The organism is Pseudovibrio sp. FO-BEG1 (assembly GCF_000236645.1).
Lineage (GTDB): Bacteria > Pseudomonadota > Alphaproteobacteria > Rhizobiales > Stappiaceae > Pseudovibrio.
Genome location: NC_016642.1, coordinates 1,486,113 through 1,500,369, shown reverse-complemented (window position 1 = coordinate 1,500,369; position 14,257 = coordinate 1,486,113). Strand labels below are relative to the sequence as shown.

The 14,257-nt window shown below is 53.1% G+C and carries 14 protein-coding genes; 8 read left to right on the top strand and 6 right to left on the bottom strand.

Annotated features, from left to right (window positions below; genetic code table 11):
• Window positions 1-44: 44 nt before the first annotated feature.
• The 5 genes from PSE_RS06880 (at window position 45) to PSE_RS06865 (ending at window position 4,494) form a co-directional block, all read left to right on the top strand.
• Window positions 45-419 (top strand): DUF805 domain-containing protein, encoded by a 375-nt coding sequence (locus PSE_RS06880; RefSeq protein ID WP_014284194.1) that lies wholly within the window; start codon window positions 45-47, stop codon window positions 417-419.
• 251 nt (window positions 420-670) lie between these two features.
• Window positions 671-2,080, top strand: coding sequence for a cytochrome ubiquinol oxidase subunit I (locus PSE_RS06875; RefSeq protein WP_083841553.1), 1,410 nt, complete (start codon window positions 671-673; stop codon window positions 2,078-2,080).
• Entirely contained in the window at window positions 2,070-3,077 is a 1,008-nt protein-coding gene (cydB, locus tag PSE_RS06870) for a cytochrome d ubiquinol oxidase subunit II (RefSeq protein WP_041768084.1), read from the top strand. The genes PSE_RS06875 and cydB overlap by 11 nt, the downstream gene beginning before the upstream one ends.
• On the top strand, window positions 3,077-3,208 hold the full coding sequence (locus PSE_RS26930) for a DUF2474 family protein (RefSeq protein ID WP_014284191.1): 132 nt from the start codon (window positions 3,077-3,079) through the stop codon (window positions 3,206-3,208). The genes cydB and PSE_RS26930 overlap by 1 nt, the downstream gene beginning before the upstream one ends.
• Before the next feature lie 467 nt (window positions 3,209-3,675).
• Window positions 3,676-4,494, top strand: a complete 819-nt coding sequence (locus tag PSE_RS06865) for a phosphodiesterase (protein WP_014284189.1) — start codon at window positions 3,676-3,678, stop codon at window positions 4,492-4,494.
• Here the strand turns inward: PSE_RS06865 and PSE_RS06860 are convergent.
• From PSE_RS06860 to PSE_RS06850, 3 genes are all read right to left on the bottom strand, one after another.
• On the bottom strand, window positions 4,491-5,189 hold the full coding sequence (locus PSE_RS06860) for a cysteine hydrolase family protein (RefSeq protein ID WP_014284188.1): 699 nt from the start codon (window positions 5,187-5,189) through the stop codon (window positions 4,491-4,493). The two genes, PSE_RS06865 and PSE_RS06860, sit on opposite strands and share 4 nt — an antisense overlap.
• Before the next feature lie 127 nt (window positions 5,190-5,316).
• Window positions 5,317-6,123 carry a 3-methyl-2-oxobutanoate hydroxymethyltransferase gene (panB, locus tag PSE_RS06855; protein ID WP_014284187.1) on the bottom strand — a complete coding sequence of 269 codons (807 nt, stop codon included), beginning with the start codon at window positions 6,121-6,123 and terminating at the stop codon, window positions 5,317-5,319.
• Window positions 6,124-6,440: 317 nt separating this feature from the next.
• A complete protein-coding gene (locus PSE_RS06850) occupies window positions 6,441-7,505 on the bottom strand; it encodes an AraC family transcriptional regulator (protein ID WP_148266097.1) in 1,065 nt (354 codons plus the stop codon).
• 147 nt (window positions 7,506-7,652) lie between these two features.
• Here PSE_RS06850 and PSE_RS06845 point away from each other — a divergent pair, with 147 nt between their 5' ends.
• The 3 genes from PSE_RS06845 to PSE_RS06835 all read left to right on the top strand — a co-directional run bounded on the left by PSE_RS06845 (window position 7,653) and on the right by PSE_RS06835 (window position 11,066).
• Window positions 7,653-9,035, top strand: a complete 1,383-nt coding sequence (locus PSE_RS06845; RefSeq protein WP_014284185.1) for an NAD(P)/FAD-dependent oxidoreductase — start codon at window positions 7,653-7,655, stop codon at window positions 9,033-9,035.
• Window positions 9,032-9,952, top strand: a complete 921-nt coding sequence (locus PSE_RS06840; protein ID WP_014284184.1) for an SDR family oxidoreductase — start codon at window positions 9,032-9,034, stop codon at window positions 9,950-9,952. The genes PSE_RS06845 and PSE_RS06840 overlap by 4 nt, the downstream gene beginning before the upstream one ends.
• A 133-nt stretch (window positions 9,953-10,085) precedes the next feature.
• On the top strand, window positions 10,086-11,066 hold the full coding sequence (locus tag PSE_RS06835; RefSeq protein ID WP_014284183.1) for a hypothetical protein: 981 nt from the start codon (window positions 10,086-10,088) through the stop codon (window positions 11,064-11,066).
• Window positions 11,067-11,076: 10 nt separating this feature from the next.
• Here PSE_RS06835 and PSE_RS06830 read toward each other — a convergent pair whose 3' ends face one another.
• From PSE_RS06830 to PSE_RS06820, 3 genes are all read right to left on the bottom strand, one after another.
• On the bottom strand, window positions 11,077-12,390 hold the full coding sequence (locus PSE_RS06830) for an FAD-binding oxidoreductase (protein ID WP_041768082.1): 1,314 nt from the start codon (window positions 12,388-12,390) through the stop codon (window positions 11,077-11,079).
• Between the two features lie 60 nt (window positions 12,391-12,450).
• Window positions 12,451-13,191, bottom strand: a complete 741-nt coding sequence (locus tag PSE_RS06825) for a GMP synthase (RefSeq protein ID WP_014284181.1) — start codon at window positions 13,189-13,191, stop codon at window positions 12,451-12,453.
• Window positions 13,192-13,306: 115 nt separating this feature from the next.
• On the bottom strand, window positions 13,307-14,221 hold the full coding sequence (locus PSE_RS06820; protein ID WP_041768081.1) for an epimerase: 915 nt from the start codon (window positions 14,219-14,221) through the stop codon (window positions 13,307-13,309).
• Between the last annotated feature and the right edge of the window lie 36 nt (window positions 14,222-14,257).

The window sequence follows — 14,257 nt, the reverse complement described above, 5'->3', positions numbered from 1 at the left end:
TCAGCTGGTACGATCTAGCGTTTCTATAAAACTTGGAGAGTCGCGTGGTTAGTTTTCAAAGCGCCATCAGAACCTGTTTCAAGAAGTATGTGCAGTTCACTGGGCGGGCGCCTCGCTCAGAGTTTTGGTGGTGGGTTTTGTTCATTCTCATTGTGATGATCGCAGCCCATCTGATTGATAACTTCGTTATTGCTCCCACGCTGGGGTTGCCCGCTGGCAGCGTTCAGGATGGTGCTCCGCTCAGCTCCATTCTGACGATCGCATTCTTCCTGCCCTCACTGGCGGTGGCTGTGAGGCGGCTGCATGACAGTAACCGATCCGGTTTCTGGTTGCTGATCGCTTTCATACCGATTCTCGGAGAATTGCTACTGCTTTATTGGTTTGTGCAGCCCTCATACCAAGGCAAAACCAAATATTAGAATTAGAATGAATACAAACTGGATAGTGTCGCGTTGGATCGGGCATAAGCAAAAATTATGCGACACTTTGCATAGCGCATAGGTCGGAATGCAACTCACTTTTTCAAGGAAACAGTTACTACAGCAAAGACAAGTGCCCTATCTTTTGGGGTGCACTGGTCATGGATCGCGGAAAAAACATAATTATTAACAGTGTTCCGCTACGGAATTCCATGATTTGAAATCAGCACATCCCATCGACAGGTGGTCACATGGACAGTTTAGCAGTTGATCTAGCTCGATTCCAATTTGCTTTTACAATCGCGTTCCATATCATTTTCCCTGCCTTTACTATAGGTCTGGCAAGTTTTCTTGCTGTGCTTGAAGGCTTATGGCTATGGACAGGACGTGATGTATACTTACGGGTCTTCAAGTTCTGGATCGTAATCTTCGCCCTTTCTTTCGCTATGGGTGTCGTTTCCGGCATCGTCATGGCATATCAATTCGGCACCAACTGGTCTGCTTTTGCAGACAAAACCGGCGCGGTCATCGGGCCGCTCATGGGCTATGAGGTGCTCACGGCGTTCTTCCTGGAAGCCGGTTTCCTCGGCATCATGCTGTTTGGTATGAACCGGGTTGGCAAGAAGCTCCACTTCTTCGCCACCGTGGTTGTTGCCATCGGTACTGCCCTTTCCGCTTTCTGGATCCTTTCCGTGAACAGCTGGATGCAGACGCCTGCTGGCTACGCCATGAATGACGTTGGCCAGTTCGTACCTGTGGATTGGTGGGAGATTATCTTCAACCCCTCCTTCCCATACCGGCTCGTGCACATGGTGCTGGCTGCTTATCTGACCACCGCCTTTGTGGTTGGTGCGGTGGGCGCTTATCACCTGCTACGCAATCGCTTCAATGAATCTGCACAGGTGATGTTCTCCATGGCCATGTGGATGATCGTGGTGGTCACCCCGATCCAGATGATTGCCGGTGATTATCATGGCCTGAACACTCTAGAGCATCAGCCTGCCAAGGTTGCTGCTATGGAAGGTCACTTCGACTCGCAAGGCCCTGCTCCGCTGATCCTGTTTGGTTGGCCGGATGAGGAAGCTGGCGAGACCAAGTTCAAGGTGGAAATTCCGTATCTTTCCAGCATCATTCTGACCCATAGCCTTGATGGTGTTGTGCCGGGTCTGAATGAGTTCCCTCGGGAAGACTGGCCACCTGCAGCGATCGTGTTTGTGTCTTTCCGCATCATGGTTGGCATCGGTGTCCTGATGTTGCTGGTCGGCTTGTGGGGTCTATGGTCCCGCGTGCGTGGTCGGCTCTATGAGAGCGAGTGGTTACAGCGTGCATCCATGGTGATGGGTCCTGCGGGCTTCATTGCGGTGATCGCAGGCTGGACAACAACGGAGGTTGGACGTCAGCCTTATACGGTCTACGGGCTGCTTCGAACGGCGGACTCGGTCTCGCCCGTTGAAGCGCCTGCTGTTTGGGCCTCGCTTGTGGTGTTTGTCGCGGTGTACTTCATCGTCTTTGGTGTAGGCATTTTCTACATCTTCCGGGCCATGGCGAAGTCACCGGATGCAAGCCTGGGCGTCGAAGAAGGCGTTCCAGTCAGAACTGCGGGCATTACACCTGCCCAAGCCCTTCAACCGAATGAGGGAGATCGTTCTCATGATGCTTGATTATCCGCTTATCTGGGGGTTTCTCATAGCCGTTGCGATCTTCGCTTATGTTGTGCTGGATGGCTTCGATCTTGGTATCGGGATTTTGTATCCGACCACCAAAGATGCAGATGAACGCACTTTGATGATGAACAGTGTTGCCCCTGTATGGGATGGTAACGAGACCTGGCTCATCCTTGGTGGAGGCGGCCTGTTTGCGGTGTTTCCGCTGGCCTACTCGGTCATCATGCCTGCGGTGTATGCACCCATTATCGGTATGTTGATCGGCTTGATCTTCCGTGGTGTGGCCTTTGAGTTCCGCTTCAAATCCTCTGTTGAACGCAGGCCGTTCTGGGATCTGTCTTTCTTTGCAGGTTCTATCGTGGCTGCGTTCTGTCAGGGTCTAGTGCTTGGCACTCTGGTGCAAGGCATTGAAGTGGTGGACCGCACCTATGCCGGTGGCTGGTGGGATTGGCTGACGCCATTTTCCGTCATGACTGGCTTTGCGGTTGTTTCCGGTTACGCCCTTTTGGGATCTACCTGGCTGGTGATGAAGCTGGAAGGTGTGCCGCAAGCACATTTCCGCCGCGTCTCAAAGTACGCAGCTTTGTTGCTGATTGCTTTCCTTTTGCTGGTGAGCATCTGGATGCCGTTCATCAATGAGAGCATTATGGAGAAGTGGTTCAGCTTCCCGTATCTGCTTTACACGTTCCCTGTGCCGCTTCTTGTCGCGATCACCACGCTGATCTTGTGGCGTGCGCTGATGAGCGATGCGGATTACACGCCGTTCCTCGCCTCACTGGTGCTATTCCTGCTCACTTATGTTGGATTGGGGATCAACATCTTCCCGTATGTGGTGCCACACGTTTACACGCTTTGGGAAGCAGCTGCGCCTGACAGCAGTCTGAAGTTCCTGCTTGTGGGGGCGGTCATCCTTATCCCGATGATCCTCGCTTACACGGCTTATGCGTACTACGTGTTCCGCGGCAAGATTAAATCAACGGAGGGTTACCACTGATGACCTCTGACAAGACTGGTGAAGTCGAGCTCCCTCTTTGGAAGCGTTTGCTATGGTTTGCAGCCCTTTGGATTGCAGGCGTCGCTTCCGTGACGGTGGTCTCTTATGCCTTGAGAAGCCTGATCATTTAGGCTTTGCGAGACGCACATGAAAAAATAAGGGCGTGCTATCCCCATAGCACGCCCTTCTCCCAATGAACCGCTCGCGGTTCCTCCTCCGCTACGGCTCGAAACTATCTGGAGTCGAACATCTCCCGAAAATTCGCCTCTCATATTTCAGGGATGTACTGTGATATGTTTTAAAAATCCTTTCAATGCGTCAAAACCCGCAGTTAGGCGATTTTATTGCTCAAAACCGGCGAAAATGAGCAAATCAAGCAGATGCTCATATACGTGCAACGCCTCGTTTTGACAGAGGAGCAGATCAGCCACTCCTCCTGATTGTTCTTATTGACGCCTTGCAACCTCCCACTTGTCATGAAAAGTTCACTTGTTGTTTGAGGCAATAAAGATTAGTCAGCAGCCCAATTTCTTGAAGGCGGCGTTGCCGTTGTTTTGGTTTTACCGATCATTCCGATAATCTCTTTGGAGTAGCATCTATGATTTTCGCGCAGCTCACCGACATTCACATCAAAGCTGGCGGAAAGTTCGCCTACAACTGCGTTGATACGCTCTCTCATCTTCGCGAAGCCGTGGCACATCTGAACGCGTTTCAGCCTCGCCTCGATTTTGTGGTGATTAGCGGTGATCTCGTGGATCTGGGTAACGCAGATGAGTATGAGTTGTTTCGTAAGGAGATTGATCAGCTGGAGATGCCGTTTTATGTGATCCCTGGCAACCATGATCATCGGGATGCGATGCGCGAGGCGTTTGCGGATCATGATTACCTGACCAATGAAGACGCCCTGCAGTTCTCTATTGAGAAGGATGGTCTGCGGATCATCGGATTGGACACGACCATTCCGGGCAAACATGACGGGCATTTTGATGCCGATAAGCAAGCATGGCTGCGTGCCGAGCTGACAGCTCACAAAGACCAACCTACGCTCGTATTCATGCATCATCCTCCCTTCAAGACCGGCATTGAGCACATGGATGACATCATGCTGCTGCGTGCTGAGGAAGACTTCTGGCCTGTTGTCACCGGACAATCACAGATCCTGCAGATTGCTTGTGGGCACGTTCATCGGGCAATTGAGGTGTTCAAAAACGGCATTCCGGTGAGCATCTGCCCTGCCTCTGGTCATCAGGTGACGCTTGATCTGGAGCCGGATGGAGAGCCAAGCTTTGTGATGGATCCGCCAGCAGTGCGGATTTTCCGCTGGACCGGAGGTGAGCTGATCAATCACCTGAGCTTCATCGGCGACTTTGGTGGGCGGCATCCGTTCTTTGACAAGAACGGTAATCTGATCGACTAGGCTGGGTCTTTCTCAGCTCCAGCATCTGCAGCATTCTCAACGATGTCGTGGGAGACAGCGGCGCCCATTTCCTGCAGTGCTTCTTTCTGCAGTTCCCAGGCTTTCTGATTGTAGGCGAGGATTGCCGGGTCGCAGAGTTCGACACGATAGCCTCTGTTGAGTGCGCCAATGCTTGTGTTCTTCACGCAGGCGTTGCCATCCAGTCCAGTGAGGATCAGATGATCAACCTGATGGGTCTTCAGAAATGCTGAGAGTTCCTGCTCACCAAAGGCATCACTCTTGGACTTCTCAATATCCAGATCCGGCTTTGCTGTGACGCGTGGATCCATCTGGAGGCCATTCGAACCCCGCGCTCCCAGTCCTCCCCCCAGCAAGCGGACCAGAAAGTTGGTGTACCACCCCTGATAGACATGCCGGATGGCGATGATTGGCCAGCCTTTTTGCTTGGCCAGCTCGGCCAGTGCATTGATCTGATCAAGGCGGGATTGCAGGTAATCGGGATCCCATTTCCGAGAGCCGGTTTCTTTGGTGAAGTCGGCCTGCACATCAATGATCAGCAGCGCCGTACCGCGGCGACTTTCAGATTTGATAGAAGGACCGTTGGTGGGGGTTTGAATCTTGAGAACACCCCAGAAGGTGTAGGCAGCAAGGGCTGCCAGAGCTAATAGAACTCCCAGAACCAGAATAAGCACCATTCGATCCCCCAAGCCGCTTTATGCCTGCAGCTGCACACTATCATGTGGGTGCAGCCCCAAAACATTTATGGATTTTAGGGGGTAAAACCGCTGAGAGACAAGCTCTTCCCAGCGGTTCTGAGCGGTCTTAGTAGGTTTCGTCAGCAGCCGGGAACTGCTCGCGGCGCACATCATTCGCGAAGGCCTTCACACCCAGCTCGATCTGGGATTTCAGCTCTGCGTACTTGCGGACGAACTTTGGTGTCTTGTCGAACATGCCAAGCATGTCATCCGTCACAAGGATCTGACCGTCACAGTCAACAGAAGCGCCAATACCGATGGTTGGGATAGGCACGCTGTCAGAGATCTCACGAGCAACTTCGTCTTTGGTGCCTTCAACCACAACGCAGAACGCACCAGCTTCAGCCACTTGACGTGCACATTCCAGCTGCTCCTGGCGGCTTTCTTCGTTTTTGCCAGCAACCTTGTAGCCGCCTTCCACATGCAGATACTGCGGGCGCAGGCCGATGTGTGCGACAACTGGGATACCGCGATCCACGAGGAAGCGGATGGTTTCAGGAGCTGCGGAGTTGTACTCCAGCTTAACGGCCTGACAGCCGGTTTCCTGCATCACACGTAGTGCGTTGCGGTAAGCAGCCTGCGGGCTTTCCTCAAAAGAACCGAATGGCATATCGACAACAACGAGCGCGTTCTGAGAGCCACGCATCACGGCCTTGCCATGCATGATCATCATATCCAGCGTGACGGCTGTTGTGTCTGGCAGGCCGTGGAGCACCATGCCAACGCTGTCTCCCACTAGCAGCAGATCGCAGTGTTCATCCAGCATCTGCGCGATTGGCGCAGTATAGGCAGTGAGGCAGACCAACTTGTGATGGCCTTTTGCCTTCATGATGTCTTTAATGGTTTTCCGCCGAATTGCAGATGTATGAGACATGATTTTAGGTGCCCGTTTCGTTCATCCAAAGCAGCGTGCCCTTGCTCAGAGCTTTTGTACTGCCTGTATCCTTTGTTATCCCGCGCACTCGCTGCCAATCTGTCAGCACATTTTCTGAGTACGCGTTATTATTATTGGGTTTCGATTTTTGCCTGTGCTTTCAGAGGTATGTCTTTGCGCTACCTCACTGAAAGGCGCGCATCGCCCCTCAGAATTGCGCATTGCAACATGTGCCCCTGCGCCTTTATAGGGAATTTTCGGAGAATATTAAATAACGTTGAGAGACCCAATGGAACTTTTGGTGCGGTATGTACCCGTCACAGTTGAGTTACGGACTTTCTAAACTGACTGGGTGTCTCCCCTGTCCACTGCTTGAAAGCCCTGCGAAACACCCTTGGATCAGAGTAACCCAACTCCGCTGCGATTTGCTCTGAGGACAGGCGAGACCACAACAGCAACTCCATGGCCTGAGACTGACGGATCTGGGAGAGGATGTCCCGGAAGGAGACCTGAGAGGCTGTGAGTTTGCGGCGGAAACTGCGCTCGCTCATGGAGAAAACACCGGCAATTTCCTCGATGGATGGGTTGTTTTTCAATCGGCGGCGGGCTTCTTCCTCGACAGATTTGAGGAAGTCGAGGCGCGTGCTTTCTTCCTGCATCATGCCAGCCAGCAGTGTTTCCACCTCGTGCAACACAAACCGATCCGCAGTTACCAATGGTCGCTGCAGGTGGTCTGCATCAAACTCGATGGCGTTTCGTGAGGCTTCGAATATGACGGAGGAACCGAGAGCATCCTGAAAGAGGCTCTTCTTTTCTGGCGGTGTCTGCATCATCTCGATACGATTGATCGCTTGCTTGCTGCCTGTGGTGAAACGGACAACGCCAACCATGGCTGCGAACAGTTCCTGAACGAAGAACGTCAGGAGCACCGGCTCATGGAAACGGCTGCGGGCGATCATCGTGAGGGCATTGCTGGATGATGGCTCCAGATCAATCTCCAGCATACTGCCGGTGAGACGGTGATACCGGATGCCTAACTCCAGTGCCTCTCTGCCCGTTGCGCTTGCCATAACGCCGAGACTGACAAGGCCGAGTGAGGTAATGGATTGACGGTGACCAACAGCCAGACCGAGGCTTTCGTCACCCGTCAAAGCCAGTGCTTTCAGGATGATCAGGCGGCTTTGCTGATAGGTCAGGCGGGCATCGTGTGAGAGGAAGGCTGTCGGGTCGCTGTACTGGTCCAACACCGTGTGCGGCAGAACTTTTTCAGCCGCAATGCCGCGCTGCTCCAGCTCTTGCAGCAAATAGCGCAGCAAGTGTGGTGGCACCTTTGAGCGCTGTACCACATCTGACAAGGCCAACTGATGATTCTCCGCCTGCATGTCCCCTCCCGCCACGATCATGCTAGCGGAAACACGGGAGTGACCGCAAGATATGGCCGAAAATGTCCGCCCTACGTCCGTATATGTCCTTCTAATCCACCTTAATCTTCCCCTAAGGTAAGTCTTTCACAGTTCGGGGAGGGAACGGTGGAGATTATTGATAGAGGTGACGCGGTTTGCATTGCTGGTGCAGGCCCGGCGGGGCTTGTGATGGCCCGCGCATTACAGCACAACGGCATTGAGTGGGATCAGTTTGATCCAAACCCGGATGTGGGCGGTCTCTGGGACATTAAGCACGAAGGCACTGCAATTTATGAGAGCGCGCATTTCATCAGCTCTCGCAGTTTGTCTGGCTTTGCAGATTTTCCAATGCCAGACCACTTTGCAGATTACCCCAAGCACTCAGAGATCCTGAAGTACCTGCATGACTTTGCAGAGGCTTATGGCCTGCGGGAGAAGATCACTTTCTCAACCAAGATTGAGAAACTGACCAAAACCAAGGATGATCGTTGGCAGGTTCAACTCTCCAACGGCGAATGCCGCGAGTACAAGGCTGTGGTGTGTGCCACGGGATCGCAGTGGCAGGCAAATATGCCCGCGTTAAAGGGCACGTTTGATGGCGAGATCCGCCACAGCCAGACCTACAAGAACATTCGTGAGTTTGACGGTAAACGGGTGTTGGTGGTCGGAGCTGGCAATTCTGGCTGCGATATTGCTTGTGATGCGGGTGTGATGGGCGAAAAGGCCTTCATTTCCATGCGGCGTGGCTATCACATCATTCCCAAACATGTGTTTGGTATGCCTGCCGATGTGTTCGCGGATGGTGGGCCTGATCTACCGGTTTGGCTGATCCGACCTTTCTTCACCTTGCTGCTGCGCATGTTCAACGGTAGCCTACAGCGATTTGGAATTCCCAAGCCAGATCACAAGCTGTTTGAGACCCATCCCTTGCTGAACACCCAGCTGGTGCATTCGTTGCAGCATGGGGATGTAACGGTGAAGCCGGATGTGGATCGGCTGGATGGCAAGTACGTGGTGTTCAAGGATGGCAGCCGGGAAGAGATTGATCTGATCCTTTGCGCAACCGGCTATAACCAGCAGTTAGACTTTGCGGGTGACTACTTCAGCTATGAAGGTGGGCGGCCCAAGATGTTCATTCAGGCAGCTTCGCGTGAGCATAAGAACCTGTTTGGCATCAGCTATATTGAAACCAACTCCGGCGCTTATAAACGGTTTGACTATATGGCCGGGCTGGTCGCCAACTATCTGAAGGATCAGAGAGATAATCCTTCCCGTGCCAGCCAGCTGGAGGCGATCATTAGAAGTGAAACGCCTGATCTTTCCGGTGGCATTCATTTCCTGAAAACAGACCGGCACGCTGGCTACTGCGATGCAGTGGCGCACACCAAGTATGTGAAGAAGCTTTATCAGCGGATGGGATGGACATTCCCGGAGGATATTCGGTTCAAGCGAGCAGCGCCAAAATCCAAGCAAGCTCAAACTGCTAAGAAGGCGGAGGTTGCTGCATGAGCACCTATCGTTTTCAGGGGCGAACGGCGGTGATCACCGGAGGCGGTGGAGACATCGCCGGTCACATCGCCACGCGTTTGCATGAGCGGGGTATGAACCTCGTTCTGGCAGACAAAAATGGCCGTGCAGCCCGCGAGCTTCAGGCCCGACTGGATAACCTGCGGGTTCATGTGTTTGAGGGGGACCTGACACAACGCGATGAGATGGAGCGTCTTTTACGCGAGGTGGAAGAGAACTTTGGCGTGCTGGATGTTCTCATCAACAACATGGCAATCACCAAGGTTGATCGCTTTCATGAGCGCACGCCGGAAAGCATTGAAGAAGAGATCGCCATCAACATGGTCGCCCCTCTGGTGCTGAGCCGGTTGGCGGTGCCTTATCTGCTGAAGGGTGATGATCCGCGTATCATCACAACCACCTCGCTTGGCGGTATTCAGCCCCTTCGTGAAACACCGATTTATGCGGCGACCAAGTTCGGTCTGCGTGGCGCCATGCTTTCCTTTGCACTGGATGAAGATCTGCACGGCATCAAGGTGAGTTGCGTTTTGCCTACAGCGACAGATACTTACATGCTGCGTCAAGAAGCACTGGAAGGTGGCAGTGTGCTCAACTTCATCGATGAGCCGCAGTCACCGAGTGTTGTGGCTGATCAGTTCGTGAAGCATCTGGAGAAGCCATGTCTGGAGCGCTATCCCAAAGCGAGCGATTCCTGGTTGACCCGGCTGGCCATGCTGCTGCCCAATCTGATGCCCCGCATTCTGCCGTTCTTTGAAAAGAAAGGCCGACGCGGTATGGCGAAGTACGTTGCCTCTATGCGCAGGCAAGGCCTACTGGTTGAGGTGGACGGTAAGCTTTATCAGCGACAGCGGCTGTATCTGGACAATCCGGAAATGGAGCAGGAGTTGGAGAAGAGTTAGGCGCTTGTTGCCCAGCTCTTCTTAAAGCTCAACCTGCACTGGTCCCATCATGCATGCTGGATGTTTTAAATGTCACAGCACACGTATAGGTAGGCATTTATGGTTGGCATCAAACAGATAACTTTGGTGCCCCATGCCTATTTCAAATACCAGCTCTTCACCGCCCGCTGTTTCCAGCGGGCAGATACAACAGGACGCGAACATCAGTTCTGCGACGACAAAGACGGAAGTCCCCAACGAGAGCACGAAAGCCGCTCACGAAGGCAAGACGGGATACTTCTACGCTCCGTTTGTATCGGAGGACATGCTTACACTCGTGCTAAACACCAATCATGCACGACGCTCAGCAAACAAGGACATTCGTAACATCATTGTGCAAAGTGATGCCGACAAGCAGCAACTCGATATGCTCAAGCATCAAATGGCCGAGAAACTCTTCAAAGATGCAGGGCGCCCCCTCGTGATGGGCAACTCACTCATTGCGAAAAACAATGCTACAGAACAAGAGTATATTCAGGCTGTTGGAACTCAGCACTTTGAGGAAGCCCTGAGAGCATCAGAAGACATCGCATGGCGTGCAGATACACTGGAACGAACTGAAGTTATCAGCAATGAGCACTCACAGATTTTCAGCACATTGAAAAAAGAGGAGAGCAAGATTTACATTGTCGGTCACAGCTCACATGGGTCCGACAAAATCGTTGATGACAGGCATGGCTCTCACCCAAGGAATACTATCTCTTCTAAAGAACTCGCCCAACGCCTTTCTCAGGGTGGGCTGAGTAAATTCTTCACGGATGTTCGTGTTGTCGCCTGCTACAGCGCCGATGCACGGCAACCAGCCTCATTTGATGCCACAGATCTTCAGCGTGCATCTGAGCGTGAAGTAACGAAGACGTGGTTCTTCGGCCAAGAAAAGGTTGTTGCACAGCCCTTCGCCCAGTCTTTAGCGAATGAACTGAAAAAAGCCGGGTTCGAGCAACCTGAAGTCTCCGGATATCACGGCCGTACAATCATTGAGTCAAAGGATGGACACAGGTACCAACATCTTTCAGAAGACAGTCAAGAACTGATCAGAAGTTCTGAACTAAAACAGATATTTAAGCCAGTTTAGCTCAATCAGGCTACAGCCGGTCGCGCAGGCTGTAGTAGAGCATGCCGAGGACCATGAGGGGCCAGCGGAAGTGGCGGCCACCGGGGAAGACGTGGGTTGGGACTTTTTCCATCACATCAAACCGGCTGGCCTGTCCGTCGATGGCCTCTGCCATAAGCTGACCTGCCAGTGTTGCCATGGCGACACCGTGGCCTGAGAAGCCGCTGGCGTTGAGCATGTTGGGGGCGAGCTTTGCAAAGTACGGCATGCGGTTGAGCGTGATGCCCAGCGTGCCGCCCCAGCCGTATTCGATCGGCACATCCTTCAGCTGCGGGTAGATCTGCAGCATGGGTTTGCGCACGAAGGCCTTGATGTCCTGCGGGAACTGGAAGCTGTAGCTTTCCCCTCCTCCAAACAACAGGCGATTGTCTGCGGACAGGCGGTAGTAATTGATCACGAACCGGGAATCCGCCACAGCTGCATCATTGGCGATCAGAGTTCTGGCGAGGTCTTCGCACAGCGGCGCAGTGGCAATGATGTAGTTGTTGATGGGCATAACCCGCGAGGCGACACGCGTTTCGAGGCTGTCGATGTAGCCATTGCACGCGAAGACCACAAAGCGGGCGGTGACCTGACCGTTGGCGAGCTTCAGTCTGGCTGGTTCCCCTTTCTGGATTTCCAGCACCTCGGAGTTCTCAAAGATCTGGACGCCTGCGTTTTTACAGGCTTCCGCCAGCCCCAGTACGAAGTTGAGGGGGTGGAGGTGTGCGGCACCCATATCCAGCGTGCCACCGTGATACGCCGTTGTATCGAGTAACTCTTGTATTTCTGCTTTATCTACAAAGCGGATCTGGTCGTAATTGTAAGTGTTTGCAAGCTTTTCGGCATAGGCTTTGCTGTGACTGACGTAGCTTTGTTTGTGATCGGCATGGAGAATGCCGGGTTTCAGGTCGCAATCGATCTGGTGTTTGGCAATGAGATCTTTGACCAGAGATTTGGCGGCTTCAGCGAGGGTCCAGAGTTCTCTGGCACGCCCCAATCCGACGAGGCTTTCCAGTTCATCCTGATCCTTGCGCTGCCCGGTTCCCAGCTGACCACCATTGCGGCCAGAGGCGCCCCAGCCGACACGGTGCGCGTCAAGCAGGTGGACCTTGTAGCCACGCTCAGCCAAATGCAATGCAGAGGAAAGACCAGCATAACCCGCGCCAATAACGCAGACGTCGCAGGAGTGCTCTCCCTCCAGCGCCGGAAAGGAGAACTGCTTGTTTGCAGTCGCGGTGTAGTAGGAGGCGTGGTATTCGCCTGCCGTGTCGTTGGCATGAAGAAAGCCTTGCGAAATAGCCATGTACATCCCTGATGGGACTTAAGGTTCTCCCCCAAGCCCCCAAGACAGCGCAGGTTTTGGTTAGTGCCCTTCTTGTTTTTCTCGCACGGCAGCCTGCTGAATAAAGTTTACGATCATGTGCGCGACTTCGCTGATCTGCATGGGTGCATCGGAGGATGCGATGGCATGATCGGCAATGTCTTCCGGCAGTGTGTCACCGCGACGTTCTTGGAAGAGGGCTACTGAATAGTCCTTGTTGAACTCCGGGTGCCCCTGCAGTGTGAAGGCTCTGCCCTTGTAATCAATGGCTGCAAACTCACAGAAGTCGGAGGAGGCGATAACCTCTCCATCTTCCGGCAATCTGGTCACCTGATCCTGATGGTAAGCCTCAATTGAGAAGCTGGTCAGACCTTCCGGTACCCAACTTGGGTTCTCCAAAACGTAGTAGGTGAAGACACCGCAGCCCCAGCCTTTGTCGGACTTTTCAGCCTTACCGCCCAGCGCTTCTGCGAGGATCTGGTGTCCGAAACAAATGCCGACGATTGGCACGTGTTCATCATAGGCGTTTTTCAGGAAGGTTTTGAGCCGGTCGATCCACTCAAGGTCATCATAGACACCATGTTTGGAGCCTGTGATCAGCCAGCCATCACAATCATGGACGGTTTGAGGCAACTGACCATCCACCACAGGATAGGACATATAGTGCCAGTCGGCCCCCTGCTCCTTTAAGAGCGTTTCGAACATGGACGGGTAATCACCGAAGGTCTTGCTCAGATTTTCAGGTGGTCGGCCAACTTCCAGAATTCCAAGTTTAAAGGTCAAAGAGCACTCCAAAATTCCAAGAGGCAAACGCCGCAAATATATCAGGATGGAATTTCCAGTTATATCCTGTCGGCTTTACCTCTGTAAACTCTTGGAGGCCACTTGGGTGCAATTCTCATGCAGCTCTTTTGTGCTGATTGAGCGGGATCGACTGGTTCAACGGGAAGGCTGGCAGATGACTGATGGCGTGCTTTAAGGCTTTCTGTTCCGGTGTCGCCTGAAAGTCAGGGAGCAGTTCCTCAAAGCGCTGTGTATCCATCCAGTGCGGCACATCCCAAAGGTAGCGCATTTCCAGCAAGTGCTTTGCCATTGACCAGAACGGCTGGCTCAAGCGGATCATCCACCAGTTGAAACTCTTGATGGTGATAGTTTCGCCTGTGACAGCAGTGAGGGCTTTGCTCATCTCATCGCCTGTCCAAGTATAGCCGGGAAACGAGATATCTTCATAGGTGTTCAGCTGGTCTCGCATTTCCAGAAGCTGGACCGCAGCTCGGGCCATATCTGGCAGATAAGCCCATGCGTGCGGGGCATCTGTTTTGCCGGGATAGATGAGTTTCCCCTTCTCCAGCTTGGTCGCCATGATGAGGTCAAACCAGTTGCCGCTCGCAGACGTGTCGATGAAGTCTCCGGCACGCAGCAGGATGGTTTGCATGCCTGATGTTTTGTAAAGGTGCTCCAGCTCTATTCTGATGAGGCCGAGCTCATTGGCAGCGTTTTGAGGTGTTTGTGGGCCGATGGGAGGTTTCATATTGGGTCCGAAGCAGTAGTTGTTGCCCGGAATGATCACGGTCGCGCCAGACTGCTTTGCGGCGTCTATCACCTGACGGGTGAAAGGCAGAACATCCCGCTTCCACTGCGGATATTGTGGGTTTGCACCGTTGACGATGACGTCCACGCCTTTGGCTGCTTCCATCATGTTTTGCGTCTTACGATCAAACTTGCGGGCTTCCCAACCAGCGGCCTCCAGCTGCTCAATCATGTTTCTGGAAAATCTGCCGGTTGCCCCTAAAATCAAAGCGACAGGTCTCATATCTGGCTCCTGCGTTATCCTCTTTGACTATGATAG